General features: G+C 59.8%; 14 protein-coding genes. 6 read left to right on the plus strand and 8 right to left on the minus strand.

The features are described from left to right. Positions 1-9 precede the first annotated feature (9 nt). The 5 genes from ACTJJ7_RS24835 to ACTJJ7_RS24855 all read left to right on the plus strand — a co-directional run bounded on the left by ACTJJ7_RS24835 (position 10) and on the right by ACTJJ7_RS24855 (position 5,624). Positions 10-561, plus strand: a complete 552-nt coding sequence (locus ACTJJ7_RS24835; protein ID WP_440969155.1) for a GNAT family N-acetyltransferase — start codon at positions 10-12, stop codon at positions 559-561. Positions 562-781: 220 nt separating this feature from the next. Beyond that, a complete protein-coding gene (locus ACTJJ7_RS24840; RefSeq protein WP_440969156.1) occupies positions 782-2,587 on the plus strand; it encodes an amino acid ABC transporter permease/ATP-binding protein in 1,806 nt (601 codons plus the stop codon). A gap of 42 nt (positions 2,588-2,629) precedes the next feature. Further along, positions 2,630-3,565, plus strand: a complete 936-nt coding sequence (locus tag ACTJJ7_RS24845; protein ID WP_440969157.1) for an ABC transporter substrate-binding protein — start codon at positions 2,630-2,632, stop codon at positions 3,563-3,565. A gap of 38 nt (positions 3,566-3,603) precedes the next feature. After that, positions 3,604-4,653, plus strand: a complete 1,050-nt coding sequence (locus tag ACTJJ7_RS24850) for an LLM class flavin-dependent oxidoreductase (protein ID WP_105738215.1) — start codon at positions 3,604-3,606, stop codon at positions 4,651-4,653. 35 nt (positions 4,654-4,688) lie between these two features. Then, the gene (locus ACTJJ7_RS24855) at positions 4,689-5,624 is read left to right on the plus strand and encodes an ABC transporter substrate-binding protein (protein WP_130273143.1); all 936 of its coding nucleotides are present in this window, start codon (positions 4,689-4,691) and stop codon (positions 5,622-5,624) included. Positions 5,625-5,679: 55 nt separating this feature from the next. Here the strand turns inward: ACTJJ7_RS24855 and ACTJJ7_RS24860 are convergent, their stop codons facing one another. The 8 genes from ACTJJ7_RS24860 to ACTJJ7_RS24895 form a co-directional block, all read right to left on the minus strand. After that, the gene (locus ACTJJ7_RS24860) at positions 5,680-8,079 is read right to left on the minus strand and encodes an aldehyde dehydrogenase family protein (protein ID WP_440969158.1); all 2,400 of its coding nucleotides are present in this window, start codon (positions 8,077-8,079) and stop codon (positions 5,680-5,682) included. 11 nt (positions 8,080-8,090) lie between these two features. Continuing rightward, entirely contained in the window at positions 8,091-9,050 is a 960-nt protein-coding gene (gene deoC, locus ACTJJ7_RS24865; RefSeq protein WP_440969159.1) for a deoxyribose-phosphate aldolase, read from the minus strand. A gap of 41 nt (positions 9,051-9,091) precedes the next feature. Beyond that, positions 9,092-10,099 carry an ABC transporter permease gene (locus ACTJJ7_RS24870; RefSeq protein ID WP_440969160.1) on the minus strand — a complete coding sequence of 336 codons (1,008 nt, stop codon included), beginning with the start codon at positions 10,097-10,099 and terminating at the stop codon, positions 9,092-9,094. Further along, positions 10,086-11,582: a sugar ABC transporter ATP-binding protein gene (locus ACTJJ7_RS24875; RefSeq protein WP_440969161.1), complete on the minus strand. Its 1,497-nt coding sequence runs from the start codon at positions 11,580-11,582 to the stop codon at positions 10,086-10,088. The genes ACTJJ7_RS24870 and ACTJJ7_RS24875 overlap by 14 nt, the downstream gene beginning before the upstream one ends. Further along, positions 11,572-12,567 carry a sugar-binding transcriptional regulator gene (locus tag ACTJJ7_RS24880; protein ID WP_440969162.1) on the minus strand — a complete coding sequence of 332 codons (996 nt, stop codon included), beginning with the start codon at positions 12,565-12,567 and terminating at the stop codon, positions 11,572-11,574. Before ACTJJ7_RS24880 ends, ACTJJ7_RS24875 begins: the two co-directional genes overlap by 11 nt. Continuing rightward, on the minus strand, positions 12,564-14,084 hold the full coding sequence (locus ACTJJ7_RS24885; protein WP_440969163.1) for an FGGY-family carbohydrate kinase: 1,521 nt from the start codon (positions 14,082-14,084) through the stop codon (positions 12,564-12,566). Before ACTJJ7_RS24885 ends, ACTJJ7_RS24880 begins: the two co-directional genes overlap by 4 nt. Before the next feature lie 44 nt (positions 14,085-14,128). Continuing rightward, positions 14,129-15,151 carry a galactitol-1-phosphate 5-dehydrogenase gene (locus ACTJJ7_RS24890; RefSeq protein ID WP_105738229.1) on the minus strand — a complete coding sequence of 341 codons (1,023 nt, stop codon included), beginning with the start codon at positions 15,149-15,151 and terminating at the stop codon, positions 14,129-14,131. 71 nt (positions 15,152-15,222) lie between these two features. Beyond that, positions 15,223-16,212 carry a substrate-binding domain-containing protein gene (locus tag ACTJJ7_RS24895; protein ID WP_105738231.1) on the minus strand — a complete coding sequence of 330 codons (990 nt, stop codon included), beginning with the start codon at positions 16,210-16,212 and terminating at the stop codon, positions 15,223-15,225. 292 nt (positions 16,213-16,504) lie between these two features. Here ACTJJ7_RS24895 and ACTJJ7_RS24900 point away from each other — a divergent pair, with 292 nt between their 5' ends. Next, positions 16,505-17,446: a threonine/serine dehydratase gene (locus ACTJJ7_RS24900; protein WP_440969164.1), complete on the plus strand. Its 942-nt coding sequence runs from the start codon at positions 16,505-16,507 to the stop codon at positions 17,444-17,446. Positions 17,447-17,658: the final 212 nt, after the last annotated feature.

Consider the following 17,658-nt stretch of genomic DNA (forward strand, 5'->3'; position numbering starts at 1 on the left):
GAGACAATCATGACTGATGTTTTTGTTTACACGACACCGAACGACGAACGCTCCCAACCGCTGATAGAAGCTCTGATCGTTGAATATGAAACACGCTACGGCAACTTCTACGGCGAACCCGCCCGCAACGAGCTGAGCCGGTATCCGGCCGAACTGTTTGCACCTCCCCATGGTGCCTTTCTGCTCCTGATCCGCGATGGCCAGACCATTGGCGGCGGTGCCTTCAAACGTTATGACGAGCAGACAGCCGAACTCAAACGCATCTGGACCCATACGGATTTGCGTCAGCAGGGCCTTGCACGCAAGGTTGTGACCGAACTGGAAGAACAGGCTGCGCGCCAGGGTTATACGCGGATTTACCTGACCACCGGCTTCCGCCAGCCCGAGGCAAAGGAACTGTATCTGCGTTCGGGATATACCGCTCTTTTCGATGTCAATGCCGACCCGGAAGTCTATCGGCATCTGCCCTTCGAGAAAGATATCAGTGCATTGGCAGCACAGCTTTCCAAGGTTGCTGCTTCGGCTTCGTCAGACCGCGATCTTCTGCGCCAGGCCGGCTGATTTCACCGGCGCCACGATTGCCCGGACCGTGGGATTTCATGCTCAATAAGTCCGGTTCTTTGCAACAATGCTTCTCTAACCCCTCTGATTTCGCAGTCCGCCGTCTTTGACTGTTTCGCTTAAACACTACTAAATCAGTCGAGTAAAATCCGGGCCCGCAGAAGGTTTTCCGATACGGGCTCGCTCGACTGAAAAGTGTTGTACAGGGGAATTTGCAAGCATGGCGATTACAGCAGACTATTCGGCTACACATTCCGTCCAGCCGCCCGCCGCCACTACCGAGGATTACACCCACTACAGGATTGTGAAGGCGAGATACCCCGCGCGTTTCTTCGGAACATTGTTTGCTGCGCTGATCATTGCTGTCACGCTTCAATCCATTCTGACCAATCCGAAATGGGGATGGAATGTTTTTGCCGAATGGTTCTTCTCGGCTCCCGTTCTGGCTGGCCTGGCGCGCACACTGCTGCTGACCCTACTCGCAACCATTCTCGGCTTCGCGCTGGGCACAGCGCTAGCGCTGGCCCGCGTGTCGAAATCGCCTCTCCTGTCGGGTCTGTCGTGGGCCTATATCTGGCTTCTGCGCTCGATTCCCCTGATCGTGCTGCTCCTGATCCTCAACAATCTCGGCTATCTCTATGCGACGGTGCGCATCGGCGTGCCCTATACGGATATTCTCTTCGCCGAGTATCCGACCATTTCGATCCTCAGCCCCTTTGCAGCAGCGCTTATCGGTCTCAGCCTCAATCAGGCAGCCTTCTCCTCTGAAATCATCCGCGGTGGTATCCTGTCCGTCGATCAGGGCCAGCTTGAAGCCGCCGCCGCGCTCGGTCTTTCCCGGCGCCGGCAGGCCTTCCGTATCGTCCTGCCGCAGGCCATGCGCACTATTCTGCCCACCGGATTCAATGAGATCATCGGCTTGGCCAAAGGCACATCCATGGTCTATGTGCTGGCGCTGCCGGAGCTCTTCTACACGGTTCAGGTGATCTATCGCCGCAACCTCGAAGTGATCCCGTTGCTGATGGTGGCAACGGTCTGGTACCTGATCATCATGACCGTGCTGTCAGTCGCCCAGCACTATATCGAACGGCACTTCTCCAAAGGTGCCCTGCGCAATCCTCCTGCCCCGATTTTCCGCAAACTGTTTCGCCGGCTCTTCGGTGCCCCGATTCTCGCCCGCCCGCAGAGCGTCCCCGTCTCCTCCCTGCAAAATGCGGCCGCGGTCAAAACCAGCGACCGCAGCATACCTCTCGCCAGTTGGCGTACGCCGGGATCGGTAAAAATCCAGGGTGTTTCCAAGAGCTTTGGCCAGCTCAAGGTGCTCGACGATATCCGGCTCGACATCAAGGCAGGCAGCGTCACCGCGATCCTTGGCCCGTCCGGCTCCGGCAAGTCCACCCTGCTGCGCACCATCAACCATCTCGAACGCGTCGATGACGGTTTCATCACCGTGGACAACGAACTGGTCGGTTATCGCAAAAGCGGCCGGACACTCTATGAGCTCAAGGAGAAGGACATTCTCAAACGCCGCGCCGACATCGGCATGGTGTTCCAGAGCTTCAACCTGTTCCCGCATCTCACCGTTCTTGAGAATATCATTGAAGCGCCGGTGTCACTCGGCCAGCTGACCCGCCCGGAAGCCATTAGCCTCGCACGGGAACTGCTTGCCCGTGTCGGTCTCGGCGACAAGATCAACGCCTATCCGCGCCAGCTGTCCGGCGGGCAGCAACAGCGTGTGGCGATTGCACGGGCGCTGGCGTTGAGGCCAAAGGTCCTGTTGTTCGATGAGCCGACATCCGCGCTCGACCCCGAATTGGTCGGCGAGGTGCTGGACGTCATCAAGGAACTGGCCCGCTCCGGCACGACCCTGATCATCGTCACCCACGAGATCGGATTTGCCCGGGAAGTGGCCGACACGGTGATCTTCATGGACGGCGGCAGGGTTGTTGAGACAGGCGCGCCTGAGCAGGTCCTGAACCGGCCAAGGAATGCCCGCACCAGCGAATTTCTCGCCAAGGTTCTTTAACCCAGCGCCCGCTCCGGCATGTCCATATCCAAGGAAAGCAGCATGAATTTTCGCCCATCCCACATCTCCTTCGCTCTCGCGGTGCTTATCGCCACCGTTTCCGGTCTCGCCATGGTTCACGCCGAAGGTTTTGACCTCAGCCCGGACCAGAGCCGCCGTATCCGGGCGGAAAAGAGCGAAAAGGTCATTGCTACCGTTCCTGCGACGTTCAAATTCGTCAGGGACGATACGCTGACCGTCGGTATCAGTGTCGCGCACCCGCCGCTCAGCACCTACGCAACGGATGCCAAGACCGTCGTCGGCTATGATCCGGACTTCGCCCAGCTGATTGCCGATATTCTCGGCAGAAAACTGGAACTGGTGCCGATTGCCTGGGCGGATTGGCCGCTCGGCCTGGAATCGGGAAAGTTCGATGCTGTCATTTCCAATGTCGGTGTGACCGAGCAGCGCAAGGAGAAATTCGATTTCTCCACCTACCGCCTCGGCCTGCATGGTTTCTACGTCAAGGCCGATAGCCCGATCACATCGATCAAGGAGCCAAAGGATATTGCCGGGCTCAGGATCATCACGGGCTCGGGCACCATTCAGGAAAAGATCCTGCTCGAATGGGACAAGCAGAATGCGGCAAAAGGGCTGAAGCCCGTGGAACTGCAGTATTACGACGATGATGCGGTCAGTGCGCTCGCCATCCAGTCCGGCCGGGCCGATGCGGAATTCAATCCCAATGCGCCCCAGGCCTACCGCGCTGCAATCGATCACAAGATCAAACTGGTGGGAACGGTGAATGCCGGATGGCCGCTCATCGCCGACGTCGCCATCACCACGCGCAAGGGGAGCGGCATTGCCGATAGTTTGACCGCGGCAATCAACGAACTGATCGCCGACGGGAAATATGCCCAGTCGCTCGAACGCTGGAAACTCAGCCCGGAAGCCCTCGACAAATCGCGGACCAATCCGCCCGGCCTGCCGAAAATCTGACCGGCAAGGCTTACGAACAAGCAAGAAGGGCTTCTCCCATGACGAACACATCCCTCGCCATCAATCATGTCGGCTTCCTCACACCAGGAAACTACCGGGACGACAATCCGTATGAAGGATTGGAGAACACGCTCCAGCTGCTGGAATTCGGTGAGAAACTGGGATTTGACAGCGGCTGGGTGCGGCAGCGCCACCTCGAGCACGGCATATCCTCCGCGGGCGTGTTCCTTGCCGCAGCAACCCAGCGCACCAGCCGCATCCAGCTGGGCACAGCGGTCATCCAGATCGGTTATGAAAGCCCCTATCGCCTCGCCGAGGATCTGTCGACCGTCGACGTCCTGTCGCGGGGGCGGCTCAACATCGGCCTGAGTGCCGGTACACCGGCCCATGCGGCGTTGCTCGGCCCGCGGGTGTTTGACGGTGACTGGAAGGAGTACGACCTTTCCCACACCCGTGTCATTCGCTTCGCCGACAACCTGCGTGGTGAATTTCTTGCCGATCCCCAGACGTTCATCGCAACGCCGGGCGGACCGCAACGGCCGCGCCTGCAACCGCATGCGGAGGGCCTGGTCAACCGGATCTGGTATGGCGGCGGGTCGCTCCGGTCCGTGGGCTGGGCCGGTCAGAACGGCTTCAATCTCATGATCGGCAACGTGACCGCCGGTGAAAACACCGATGATTTCTACGAAGCCCAGGGTCATCAGCTCGACGCGTATCATCACAACCTCGATGGCCTCTTCCGCCGCGTGTCCCTCGGACGCGTCATCGTCCCGACGGATAGCGCCGATGCAGCAACCCGCAAGAAATATGCCGACTATGCCGCGAGCCGTCATGAACGCACCCTGAAGCCGCAGGGCGAGCGGCGTACCCTATTTCCCAAGGATCTTGTGGGAACATCCGAGCAGATCCTCGAGCAGCTTTTCAACGATCCGATCGTGGCGCGCGTCGGGGAGCTGCGGCTGGAACTTCCCTATGAGTTCCAACAGCACGAATATCAGCAAATCCTCTCCGATTTCATCTCCCACATCGCTCCGGAAATCGGCTGGGGCAATCAGCCCGTGCGCATCAGTGCGGGGGCACGGCGCTGACCATCAACCAACAAGCCACACTCAAGGGGTTATCCATGACAACCAGACTGCACCTTCTATCTCTCGTGGCCGGGGCATTCATCGCCGCCACCACTCATCTCGCCTTTGCCGCCGGGAGCGGCTTCGATCTCAGCCCGGATCAGAAAGACCGCGTGCGGGCCGAGAAAAACGAAAAGGCAATTGAAGCTGTCTCGAAGAGCTTCAAATTCGTCAGCGACGGCAAGCTGACCATCGGACTGCACCCGTCCAACCCGCCGCTCAGCACCTACGCCAGCGATGCCACGACGGTCGTCGGTTTTGACGTCGATCTCGCCCAGCTGGTGGCGGATAGCCTTGGACGCGAACTGGTACTCGTGCCGGTTGCCTGGGCGGATTGGCCGCTTGGGCTTGAATCCGGCAAGTTCGATGCGGTGATTTCAAATGTCACGGTGACGGAACAACGCAAGGAGAAGTTCGATTTCTCGACCTACCGCAAGGACGAGCTTGGCTACTACGTCAAGGCGGACAGCGCCATCAAGGCCATCAAGGAACCCAAGGATATCGCCGGGCTGAAGGTAATCACCGATGCGGGCACCAACCAGGAGAAGATCCTGCTGGCCTGGGATAAGGAAAATGTCGCCAAGGGTCTGAAACCCATCGAAGTCCAGTATTATGACGATGATGCGGTCAGCACGCTTGCCATTCAATCGGGCCGCGCCGATGCCGTCTTCAGCGTCAATGCAACTCAAGCCTATAAGGCCGCTGTCAGCGGCAAAACCAAGCTCGTGGGCACCGTCAGCGGCGGCTGGCCGATCACTGCCGAGGTTGCAGTCACCACCCGCAAGGGCAGCGGCGCGGCGGACGGCGTTACTGCGGCACTGAATGCCGTCATCGCCGATGGCAAATACAAAAAGGTGCTCGATCGCTGGAATCTTGGCTCCGAAGCCATCGACAAGGCAACCACCAACCCGCCCGGTCTGCCAAAGAGCTGAGACCATTCACATCAAAAGGCCGCACCGGCGTAACCGGTGCGGCCTTTTGTTTGGCTTATTCGCCGTAGGGAACCCAGATGTTCTTCACCTGGACGGCGCGGCGCAGGTAATCCCTGCCCTGCCCCTGCTGCGTGTTCGCCCAGTCGCGCTGGCAGCCATTATTGACCCAGGTGGCTTTCAGATTGCCGCACGATGCCTTTTCGACCATCGCACTGCCGTCCTTCGAGCCCACATACCACAGCGCATCCACTTCGTCGTGTTCAGCCAGGGTCTTGGCCAGGACATCGCGTTCGCCGGTGACGATATTGACCACGCCGCCCGGAACATCCGACGTATCCAGCACCTGATAGAGATTGGCAGCAAGCAGCGGATGCCTGGCCGATGGTACGGCCACGACACGGTTGCCCATGGCAATGGCAGGCAGAACCAGCGAGATGAACGAGAGCAGCGGCTGGTCGTCCGGGCAGACGATACCGACGACACCCCATGGTTCGTTCATTGCCAGGGTCACGTGGCGTGACTTGGTCGAATGCACCGCGCCGTCATATTTGTCGGACTGCGCGGCATAATAGAATATGCGGCGAAGCGCCACGGCAAACTCGTCAGCCGCCGCCTTTGCTGAAACACCGGTGCTCTCCACCAGCAATGCTTCAAACTCTGCCTGCCGCGCACTCAAGTTTTCGCCGAGATAGTACAGCACCTGCGCCCGGTTATGGGCCGTAACACCACCCCAGGAACCGGCCTTTGCGGCGGCTTCCACGGCATTGCGGATATCCTTGCGATTGCCGATACCGGCCTGGCCGACGACCTGCCCGCCCTTGCCGACGACCGAATAGCTGTAGCCGCCGTCGGGGCGTGCCTGCTTGCCGCCGATGTAGTTCTTGACGGTGCGGTCAATTGAACCGCCAAGCGCCATTTTCGCTTCGCCGTCTGGCGCTGCCGATGGCTTGAATGCCTGTTCGGCTTTACCGGCGGGAAGCCGCTTTTCCCAATCGGCGGTCAGGTATTCGTAGAGCCCTTCGCGCCCGCCCTCACGGCCATAGCCGCTTTCACGGTACCCGCCGAAACCAGCGCCCGCATCCAGCAGGTTGGTGGAATTGATCCAGACAACGCCCGCCTTGACGCGGGCCGCCATGTCGAGGGCCAGATTGATGTTTTCCGACCAGACCGATGCGGCCAGCCCGTATTTTGTATTGTTGGCAAGGGCGATGGCTTCATCCGGGGTGCGGAACGTCGTTGCGGTGGCAACCGGTCCGAAAATCTCTACTTCGCACACGGTCGACGCCGGCTCGACATCGGTGAAGAAACCCGGCGCAAAGAATGCGCCCTTGCTGGGCAATGTCACCGGCGCCTGCCAGAGCGTACCGCCCTCTGCCTTGCCCTGCTCGACCAGTGATGTGATGCGCTTCAACTGGCCCTTGGAGACAATCGCGCCGACATCCATGGTCTTGTCGAGTGGATCGCCGACCCGCAGGGTTTCCATGCGTTTGCGCAGTTTTGCATAAAACCGCTCGGCAATGCCTTCCTGAATGAGAAGACGCGAACCGGCACAGCACACCTCACCCTGGTTGAACCAGATGGCATCAACCACGCCCTCGATAGCGCCATCGATATCGGCATCTTCGAACACGATGAAAGGCGACTTGCCGCCCAGCTCCAGCGACAGCTTCTTTTCCGAACCGGCAATCTGCTCGCGGATGATCCGGCCAACTTCGGTCGAGCCGGTGAAGGCCACCTTGTCGATATCGTCATGGCCGCAGATCGCAGCCCCCGTCGCGCCATCGCCATGGACGATGTTGACGACACCGGCAGGCAGGCCGATTTCATGACAGACTTCGGCAAAGGCAACCGCTGTCAGCGGTGTCAGTTCGGCCGGTTTGAGGACAACCGTGTTGCCGGCGGCAAGTGCCGGCGCGATTTTCCACGCCAACATCAGCAGCGGAAAATTCCACGGGATCACCTGACCGCAGACACCCACGGGCGAAAAGCCTTCGAACTCTGTCTCGACCATCTCTGCCCAACCGGCATGATGGTAGAAATGCCGGGCGACCAGCGGGATATCGATATCGCGGGTCTCGCGGATCGGCTTGCCATTGTCCATGGTCTCCAGGACGGAGAAGAAGCGCTCACGCTTCTGGATATGACGGGCAATCGCGTAGAGATATTTGGCGCGTTCGTGGCCGGGCAGCTTCGACCATTTGCCGAAGGCCGCGCGCGCCGCCTTCACGGCCGCGTCGACATCGGCGGCGTTGCCGTGCGCCACTTTCGCCAGAACGGCGTCATTGGCCGGATTGATGACCGCAAATGTCTCGCGGCCCTCGGTGCCGGTGAACTTGCCATTGATGAAGTGACCAAAACCCGCCTTGTTGGCATCAAGCCAATTCTGGATGTCGGTATTGCTCTCTGGTGCCGGGCCATATTCCATCGTGCGAAGAATATCCTTGATCTGTCCCATATTCCTGTTCCTCAAGCGAGTGCGTGGCGCGATGACGCCGCGTAGCGACCCGTCACATAATGTTCCAGCTGCCGTTCGATATCGCCAAGCATCGAGCTGGCTCCAAGCCGGAACAGATCCGGCTGCATCCACGGCAACCCCAATTCTTCCTTCATCAGGATCAGCCAGTTCATGGCATCCTTCGCCGTCTTCATGCCGCCCGCAGGCTTGAAGCCAACGGTCTGGCCGGACAGTTCGCCATAATCCCGCAGCGCCCGCAGCATCACCAGGCTGACGGGCAGCGTGGCATTGACATCTTCCTTGCCGGTCGACGTCTTGATGAAATCGGCACCCGCCTGCATCGCAACCATCGACGCACGGTAGACATTGCGCAGCGTGTTGAGATCGCCCGTTGCCAGAATGGCTTTCAGATGCGCCTCGCCCGAAGCTTCGCGCATCCGGACAATCTCGTCATACAGCGCTGACCAATTCTGGGTGAGAACATGTTCGCGCGTAATGACGATATCGATTTCCTTGGCGCCTTCACCCACCGCGTAGTGAATTTCGGCCAGGCGCTGCGGCAGTGGTGTCAAACCCGCAGGGAACCCTGTCGCAACGGATGCGACCGGAATGCCCGAACCTTCCAGCGCCTTGACCGCGTGGGGAACCATCGTCGGATAGACGCAGACCGCGCCCGTTGTGATATGCGCATCGGCAAGCCCGAGCGCTTCCAGAATGTCGTCGCGCACCGGCTTTTTCGCCTTGGCGCACAGGCGCCGGACACGGCCGGCCGTGTCGTCACCGGCAAGGGTCGTCAGGTCGATGCAGGTGATCGCTTTGACCAGCCACGCCGCCTGATACTCCTTCTTGACCGTTCGCCTGGTGGTCAGTGTCGCCGCCCGGCGCTCCGTTGCCGAACGATTGACGGCGATATCCTCGAACCAGTCCGGCAGAAGTTTCGTGCCGGTGTTGCGCGCGTGGGAATGTGGCATTTGGATTTCCGTGCCCTTTTGGACCAATGGTTGTTGCGTGTTCATCCCCGACCCTTCCTATGATCGATGAAGCGATTGAGCAGGATGGCTGCAACGATGATAATACCGGTGACAGTCATCTGGTAGAAGGAGCCCAATCCCAGAAGATTGAATATGTTGCGGAGAACCTGGAGCAGCATCACGGCAAAAAATGTACCGAGTACGCCGCCGCGTCCACCGAATAGACTTGTACCACCCAGCACGACGGCAGCGATGGCGTCAAGCTCAAGCCCCTGCGCCGCTGTAGGCTGGCCAATGCGCAGGCGTGATGTCAAAAGGATGCCGCCCAGCGCTGCCATGAACCCCGACACCGCGAAAACCGCCGTGATCATGAACCGGGTCGGCAGGCCGGACAGCCGGGCAGCTTCCGGATTGCCGCCCGTCGCGAAGACATATTCGCCAAACACGGTAAAGCGCAGCACCAGACCGGCGACAATGCACAGGACAATAAAGATCAGACCCATCGACGACAGGGAGAAGCCGGGCAGAAGCGGGATCATGGTCGAGCTGATCGACGCGAAACCCTGCGGCAGACCGCTCACGGGTACACCATCGGTCATCAGATAGGTGATGCCCCGGAAGGAGACGAGCCCGGCCAGCGTGACGATGAAGCTTGGCACCTGGGCAAGCGCGCTGATCGCCCCCATACCCGCACCGCAGGCCGTTCCCACCAGTGCCGTGATCGCGACGGCCACGAAGGGATCGAAACCATGCGACATCAGCACGGCAACCAGCATGCCGCAAAGCGCAACGACACTGCCGACAGACAGGTCGATATTGCCAGTCAGGATGACGAAGGTCATGCCGATGGCAACGACGCCAACAACCGCAGCTTGCTGAAACAGATTGGCGATATTGGTAAAGGTCAAAAAATTGCTCGACAGCGAGGTCGCGATCACAACCACTGCCAGAAAGATGACGATGAAGTTGTATTCGATCGCCAGATCGACAAGACGCTTGCCGAATGCCGGGGTATCGGCTGGAGGCATGGCGGTTTCAGTGTTGGACATGATTTTCACCCAGAATTGTTGCCCTCAATATTGTGTCGCGGTCCGCAACCGAAGGATCGTATTTGCCGATGTTGCGGCCTTCATGAAAGACCCAGATCGTGTCGCAGGCCGCATAAAGCTCATCGAGCTCGCTGCTGGCAACGATGACAGCGGCCCCTTCCCGCGCGAGCCTGTCGACCAGATTGTAGAGATCCGCCTTGGCGCCGATATCGAGGCCACGGCTGGGCTCGTCGAGGAGCAGCACGCGCGCGCCGTTGATGATCCATTTGGCCAGGACGACCTTCTGCTGGTTGCCGCCGGACAGCTGCACGACGGCCTGTTCCGGCCGGCCATATTTGGTCGACAGGCTTTTCAGGACCGGTGCCGTCTTCTGCTTCTGCCGGGAATGGCGTGTCAGCCAGCTCTCGCGCATCGATGGCAAGGTTGCATTCTTGTAGATCGGAGCGTGCAGGATGAGGCCTTCCGTCTTGCGGTTTTCCGGCACCAGACCGATGCCACTGCGGATGGCGTGAGCCGGATGACGCGGATGGAACGGCTTGCCTTCCAGCTTGATGTCGCCGTCGAACCTGTTTGCACCGAAGAGCGACTTCAGAAACGATGTGCGGCCGGAGCCGTTCAATCCGGTCAGACCGACAACCTCACCCCAGCGCACATCAAGACCGCTGATATCAAGACCTTCCGGTCCGTGCAGCCGGTTGACGCGCAGCGCGAAATCGCCGGTTACCGGCTCGCGGGTTTTCCGTTCGATCAGCGAGCGCTGTTTGCCGATGATGGCTTCCACCAGTGCGCCATCCCCGGTGCTCTTGACGTCGAACGTCTCGATGGTCCTGCCGCCGCGCAACACGGTCACCCGGTCGCCGATTTCGCGCAACTCACCCAGCCGGTGACTGACATAAAGTATGGCAACCCCCTGCCTGACGAGTTCGCGGATGACCTTGAACACGCTCTCGAGCTCGGTTTCGTTGAGCGATGCCGATGGCTCGTCCATGATGATGATCTTGGCGTCCATTGTCAGCGAGCGGGCAATCGCGGTCAGTTGCTGGTTGGCAACCGACAGGGTCTCGACCCGCGCATCCGGTTTGAAATGCGCGCCCACGCGCTTCAACGCAGCAGCCGCCCTTTCCCGGCGCTCCCCATGGTTGATCAATCCGAAACGGCCGGGTGCATGGCCGAGAAACAGGTTCTGTTCGACGGTCAGTTGCGGGACGAGATCGAGTTCCTGATAGATCATCGAAATGCCAAGCCGTGCAGCTTGAGCCGGCGAATGCAGTTCAACCGGCTCACCATCCAGCAACAGTATCCCATCCGTCGGGCGGAAAGCGCCGGCTATGATCTTGAGCAGCGTCGATTTTCCGGCGCCGTTGGCACCAAGCAGACAATGCACCTCTCCGGCCCGCACATTCAGCGAGGCCGACTCCAGTGCGATGATGTTGGGCAGGAATGTCTTCGACACCTGCCGGACGGTCAGAACATCAGTCGCCACTTGCGGCCTCCAATGCATAGCGGGCCGTCGCCTCGTCGGTAACGATGACCGAGACAAAACCGGCTTTCAGGGCAGCCAAGGCTATCTGCAGTTTTTCTTCGCCCGCAACGACCCCGATCGAACGCTGCTTGGTCTTGAGATAATCAAGCCGCAATCCAACCGTGCGGTCATCGATTGTCTCATCAACAATGTTGCCATCCTTGTCGAGGAAGCGGCCAAGAATGTCTCCGACCGCACCCGCATCCTTCAGCCGGTCAATATCGGCCTCTTCAAGATAGCCGGAACTGAGCAGCACGGATTCATGCGTGATGCCGCCCATGCCGAAACAGACCACATCCGCTTCCATCGCAAGTTTGAGAACGCGCTCGATGATCGGATCGTCTTCAAGCACTTCACGGGTGCTTTTCTTACCCAGTATGGCGGGAACCGGCAGAAGCGTGGCGATGCCGTTGCCTGCCCTGGCAAATTCCTCGGCAACGGCGCTGGTATGGGTTGAGGTCGAACGCAGGTTTGTGGAGCCGTTCACCAGAACCACATGCACGCCGGGGTTCCAGTTGTTCGGCAGGAATTTGGCAACCGCCGACATGGTGCGGCCCCAGGAGACACCGATCAGATCGGCCTTGGGGTTGAGGCCCGCCAGGTATTTCGCGGCGGCCTGCGCCACGCTTTCCATGAGAAGGGCTGAATCCGTCGTTCCGCCCGACGGCACGACAATGGCATCGCGCAAGCCGAATTGCTGCTGCAGGCGCACTTCGAGTTCCGTCCGCCGATAGGCGCGCGGTGTGATCTCGATGCGCACGACCCCCAATTCCTTGGCTTCGATGAGCAACCGGCCCACCTGCCAGCGCGTCAGCCCAAGCTCCGTGGCAATCTCGCTCTGGGTGCGCTCAAGATCATAATAGAGCTTGGCGACACGCACCATCAGGTGCTCCCGCTGCTCGTCGGAAGGCAACCGGACAGATGGATTGATCCGTGCGTCGTTCATTGTGCAGCCCCCGCCAATTGCCTGGCGCTCAATGCATGCAGCGCCGGTGTCAATATTTCGGTTGTATCCCGATAGAGCGCCATCGTATCGCGGTAACGTCCGCTGCGCACGGGGTCAGGCTGCACTTCCCGCGCCAGAGCAGCGCAGGCCTCAGACGCGGCGATAAGATCGGGAAACAATCCAAGCGCATGGGCGGAGCAGACCGCCGTTCCAATAAGAGACAGATTGTCATCGCTCGCCACATGAACCGGCCGGCCGATGGCGTCGATTGTCGCCTGCAACCACAGCGGGTTCTTGCAGATGCCGCCAGCCATGACGATCCGCTCGACGCAAACGCCGCGTTCCTCCAGCACCGCAACAACATTGGCGGAACCGAGCGCAATGGAATCCACCGCCGAAGCATAGATGTCCGCCCTGTCATGGCTGAGCGACAGGCCGAGGATTGCCCCGCGCAGATCCGCATCCCGGTAGGGTGTGCGGTTGCCCATCCAATAGTCGAGCGTCAAAAGACCAGAATTCTGGGCCGAAACCACGGATGCCTGGCGGATCAGCTCACGGTGGCCCTGCTCGTCCAGCCCGAAAATCGTGCCGCTGAACCAGTTGAGGATTGATCCGGCAGAGACCTGCCCCGCCTCAACCAGCCACAACCCATCAACGAGTGCATTGGGATAAGGTCCCCAGAAGCCGGTCACATTGCCCTGTTCTCTCAGGTGCGTCAGATGCACGACCGATGTACCGCCAATGATCAGCATTCCACCCGCGGCAACGGTTCCCGCACCAAGCATGCCGATATGCGCATCGATGCCGCCCTGGGCAAGAAGCGGCAATGAGGTGATGCCAAGCGCTGCGGCAACATCCGGCTTCAATGGCGCGATGGCATCGCCGACTGGCACGATCCTTTGCGGCAGTTTGCCCTGCAGTTCGGGAATGCCAAGCGCCGCGTAAATCTCCGGAACAAACGCACCATTGCTTGAATCGTAATTCCACTTGCAGGCCGCATTCATGCGCGAGCCGACCCATGCGCCGCACAGCCTGTAGTTGATGAAATCCAGCGCTTCGCAAATGATATCAGCCTCGGCAAAGATAGCTGGTTCGTGTTCGGCCAGCCACATCGCCTTGGGAACCAGCCATTCAACGGCATCGCCGCCGCCGCTATAGGCCATGACGGGATGATTGAGCTTTTCCGTGGCGCGGGCCTCCTTGGCCGCCCGGCAGTCCATCCATAAAATAGCCGGATAAAGCGGCGTGCTTTCCCTGTCGCAGACCACGACGGAGGAAGCGGTCGTGGCCACGCAAACCGCAGCTATGTCGCCTGATCCGCATTGCTCGACGGCCTGACGGCCAGCCTTCACAAGTGCGTTCCACCATTCCTCGGGCTGCTGTTCAGCCCAGCCCGCATGGGGATATGTGGTGGAATAACTGGCTTCCGACAGCGAGAGCATGGTCCTGCGCTCGACATCGTATACACCGGCGCGGACTCCTCCCGTGCCAAGATCAAAGTTCAGGACAAGTGTCATCCTGCCGTCTCCTCCCTCGATTCCCTGCCTCTTCCCGAAGTCTTTCAGGGCCGGAACATGACCTTCGAAAAGAACATGCTCCTGTCAGTCCGGAACTTTTCGAACATTCCCGGCAACTCGGCAAGGTCGAGATCATGCGTGATCATGAATTCCCATTCCAGTGCGCCGGATCCCAGTTTTTCCAGCGTCACCGTCCATTGCGGCCCCGGATAGGGCGCACCGAACGAATTCCACGAGCCATGCAGCGATACCTCCTGCCGCAGGAAATGCTGGAATGTCTTGTTGTCCAGGGTTACCTCCGCAACCGGAATGCCGATGAAGACCACATGGCCGCTCGGCGCCGCCATCTTCACCGCCATGTTGATCGACGACGGATGTCCGGCGGCCTCGATAATCGTATCGCACAGCAGACTGGCCGGAATGTCGGCGCCGGACAGGAATGTGTGCGTTGCGCCGGCACGCCGCGCCATCGCCAGCTTTTCCTCCGACACATCGACGGCTACGACGTCGCTGGCGCCCATCAGCTTGAGCCATTGAATGGCAAACAGGCCAATCGGGCCGCAGCCGATGACGCCGCCGCGCTGGCCCATGCCGATACCGCCGGCCTTCCATATGGCATGAATGGCGATGGATGCGGGATCGGTCATGGCGACCGCCCTTGGATCGATCCCCTTTGGCGTCTTCAAAAGGTTGGAGACGGGAACGCAGACAAATTCGGCGTAGGCGCCATCCCGGCGCGAACCGAAATAATCATAGTCGCGGCAGCGCGAAAACTGCCCCTTCTGGCACTGGTCGCATTCGAAACATGGCAGCATCGGCGGAATGGCCACCAGTTCGCCGAGGTCAAAGCCTTCCACGCCTTCGCCCAGCTCGGTGATATGACCCGAAAACTCATGGCCGCAGATGAGCGGCATCCTGTGGGCGCCCTTGATCAGCATGCGCGGCAGATCCGAGCCGCACACCCCCACGGACGCGACGCGGACAATCACGTGTCCTGGCTTGATCTGGGGTTCCGGGACATTTTCGAGGCGAATATCGCCCGGGGCATAGAGAACGGCTGCGCGCATCATGGTATCCTGTGGGTATATGATAATGGGAGCTGCGGAACAGGTCTGCTCCGCAGGCTCAGGAGGAAGGCCTACTGGCCGAGAACGTGCGGGCGGTATTCGGCAAACAGTCCCGCGCGGGGGAAATCCGCCACATTCTTGGACGTCACCAATGCCGTGCCCGCATCGACAAAGGCCGAGACAGGCTTCTTGGCCGCGGCTTCGCGGGCAACCTGGATCGTCACATCACCGAGATATTTGGGATCATTCAGCGCCGAACCGATGTAGTTGCCGCCATCGGCCATGATGGCGAGCGCTTCCGACAATCCGTCCACACCGGCAACCAGCACATCACTGCGGTTGTTTTCCTTCAGCACCTGCAGGGCACCAAGCGCCATATCATCATTATGCGCATAGACAACCTTCACATCCGGATTGGCCTGAAGCAGGTCCTGCATCGCGGTGACCGCATTGGCGCGGATATATTCCGCATAGGGGCCTTCGACGATAGTATGACCCGAGCCTTCGATGGCGCTGTGAAAACCGTCGCGCCGGTCCATCATGACCGCGCCGCCCGCATCGCCCTGGATCTCGATGATCTTGGCTTTCTCGACACCGTCGGCCTTCAGGCGCGCGACAACCGCTTCGCCGACCAGCTTGCCCATGTTCTTGTTGTCGCGGCCGACATGGGCGGTAACCCCCTTGCCGTTGACGCTGCGGTCAACCGTAATGACCGGGATGCCGGCGGCAACAGCCGCTTCCAGCGATGGCACGACTGCATCGGGATTGACCGGATTGATGATCAGCGCATTGACGCCCTGGGTTATCAGATCCTGAATGTCATTGTTCTGCTTGCTGACATCGCCGTTGGCGTCAAGAAAAACCAGTGTATCGCCGCCGGCCTTGGCGGCCGCTTCCGCGCCAGTCTTGAGCTGAACATAGAAGGGCGACTGCAACGTCACCTGGCTGAACCCGATTTTCAGGCCTTCCGCATGGGCGGCAGTTATGCCCAATCCTGCCGCCAATGAAATGGCGGTTCCGGCAAAGGCGAATCTGAACAAAAAGCTGCGACGTCTGAGCATGGTTTTCCTCCCCAAAGACTCATTTTTCTGGTAAATCTACATTTGAGCAAATATCGCTCATTTGTTATTCTAGATAGCCAGAAGTTTCAGGGGGAGTCAACGCGGTTGACAAAATCACTGGAGAAAACAAATAACCAATTGAAATATATTCTGTATTTTACCTGCTGTTTCAGCACTTGCCCGGCAGGAACAACCGCAACCATGTGAACAATGGATGTGGGATACATCACAAAAGTTGCATTTGCGGGGAAGAGCGCTCTAAGTTGAACTCCACGCATCGTGAGTCCACACCATGTCCAGCCCAACAGACATCACCCCGGAACGCATCATTGAAACCGGACGCCTGATCCGGCCGCACATCCGGCATACCCCGGTCATGCGTGCGGATCTTGGTGATTTCGGCCTTCAGCCACGCAGCATCGATTTCAAGCTTGAGTTTCTGCAGCACTCGGGTTCGTTCAAGGCGCGCGGCGCCTTTGCCAATCTGCTCACCCGTCCGGTGCCGGACGCGGGTGTCGTTGCCGCATCGGGCGGCAATCATGGTGCCGCCGTCGCCTATGCGGCGATGCGGCTTGGCGTACCCGCAACGATATTCGTGCCCGATGTCACCGCACCCGCCAAGGCGGACCGCATCCGCAGTTACGGCGCAAACCTTGTTGTCTCCGGCAGCCGCTATGCCGATGCCCTGGCGGCCAGCGAGCAATTCACGGCAGAGCACAAGGCCATGCCGGTTCACGCCTTCGACCAGCCGGAAACCCTGCTCGGCCAGGGAACGCTTGGCCTGGAAATCGAAACAGACCTGCCTGAGATCACAACCCTCCTGGTCGCCGTGGGCGGCGGCGGCCTGATTGGCGGAATTGCGGCCTGGTTTCGCGGCCGCGTCAGGATCGTGGCTGTCGAACCCGAGGGATCACCCACCCTGCACAGGGCACTCAGTGCAGGCCGGCCTGTCGACGCTCCGGCGGAAGGCATCGCTGCCGATTCCCTCGCGCCCAGGCGTGTGGGAGAATTGATGTTTCCATTTGCCCGCGATTATGTCGCGCAGTCCGTCCTTGTCTCGGACGATGACATTCGTGCCGCGCAATCCGCCCTTTGGGAGCGGCTGCGCATTGTCGCTGAACCCGGTGGAGCGGCGGCCTTTGCCGCGCTTCTGGCACAGAAATACGTTGCCGGTCCGCACGAACACGTTGCCGTTCTCCTGTGCGGCGCCAATACCGGCGCAGTGCAGTTTTAACCACCAGTTTGCTTTCCCCGCGTTTTTGCGCCTTCCCCAAACGGGGGCAACCCGGTTTATGGTGGGGTTTTGGTGTTTTGTGAGAAGCTGGTTCTGCGATTGTGAGTTGGTTTTGGTTGCGGGGACAGGCTTTGCCCGTTCGGCCTTAAAACAGTCTGGTTGACTGTTTTGCCGGGCTCTGCCCGGACGCCCTCACCCTTCAGGTTCTTCGC

The organism is Phyllobacterium sp. 22229 (genome assembly GCF_052056495.1).
Lineage (GTDB): Bacteria > Pseudomonadota > Alphaproteobacteria > Rhizobiales > Rhizobiaceae > Phyllobacterium > Phyllobacterium myrsinacearum.

What these genes read in the sequence shown, in the direction of transcription:
- ACTJJ7_RS24855 (WP_130273143.1), top strand. Translation starts at nt 4,689, where the DNA reads ATGACAACCAGACTGCACCTTCTATCTCTCGTGGCCGGGGCATTCATC.
- ACTJJ7_RS24860 (WP_440969158.1), bottom strand. Translation starts at nt 8,079, where the DNA reads ATGGGACAGATCAAGGATATTCTTCGCACGATGGAATATGGCCCGGCA.
- ACTJJ7_RS24885 (WP_440969163.1), bottom strand. Translation starts at nt 14,084, where the DNA reads ATGACACTTGTCCTGAACTTTGATCTTGGCACGGGAGGAGTCCGCGCC.
- ACTJJ7_RS24840 (WP_440969156.1), top strand. Translation starts at nt 782, where the DNA reads ATGGCGATTACAGCAGACTATTCGGCTACACATTCCGTCCAGCCGCCC.
- ACTJJ7_RS24895 (WP_105738231.1), bottom strand. Translation starts at nt 16,212, where the DNA reads ATGCTCAGACGTCGCAGCTTTTTGTTCAGATTCGCCTTTGCCGGAACC.
- ACTJJ7_RS24835 (WP_440969155.1), top strand. Translation starts at nt 10, where the DNA reads ATGACTGATGTTTTTGTTTACACGACACCGAACGACGAACGCTCCCAA.
- ACTJJ7_RS24880 (WP_440969162.1), bottom strand. Translation starts at nt 12,567, where the DNA reads ATGAACGACGCACGGATCAATCCATCTGTCCGGTTGCCTTCCGACGAG.
- ACTJJ7_RS24870 (WP_440969160.1), bottom strand. Translation starts at nt 10,099, where the DNA reads ATGTCCAACACTGAAACCGCCATGCCTCCAGCCGATACCCCGGCATTC.
- deoC (WP_440969159.1), bottom strand. Translation starts at nt 9,050, where the DNA reads ATGCCACATTCCCACGCGCGCAACACCGGCACGAAACTTCTGCCGGAC.
- ACTJJ7_RS24845 (WP_440969157.1), top strand. Translation starts at nt 2,630, where the DNA reads ATGAATTTTCGCCCATCCCACATCTCCTTCGCTCTCGCGGTGCTTATC.
- ACTJJ7_RS24890 (WP_105738229.1), bottom strand. Translation starts at nt 15,151, where the DNA reads ATGCGCGCAGCCGTTCTCTATGCCCCGGGCGATATTCGCCTCGAAAAT.
- ACTJJ7_RS24900 (WP_440969164.1), top strand. Translation starts at nt 16,505, where the DNA reads ATGTCCAGCCCAACAGACATCACCCCGGAACGCATCATTGAAACCGGA.
- ACTJJ7_RS24850 (WP_105738215.1), top strand. Translation starts at nt 3,604, where the DNA reads ATGACGAACACATCCCTCGCCATCAATCATGTCGGCTTCCTCACACCA.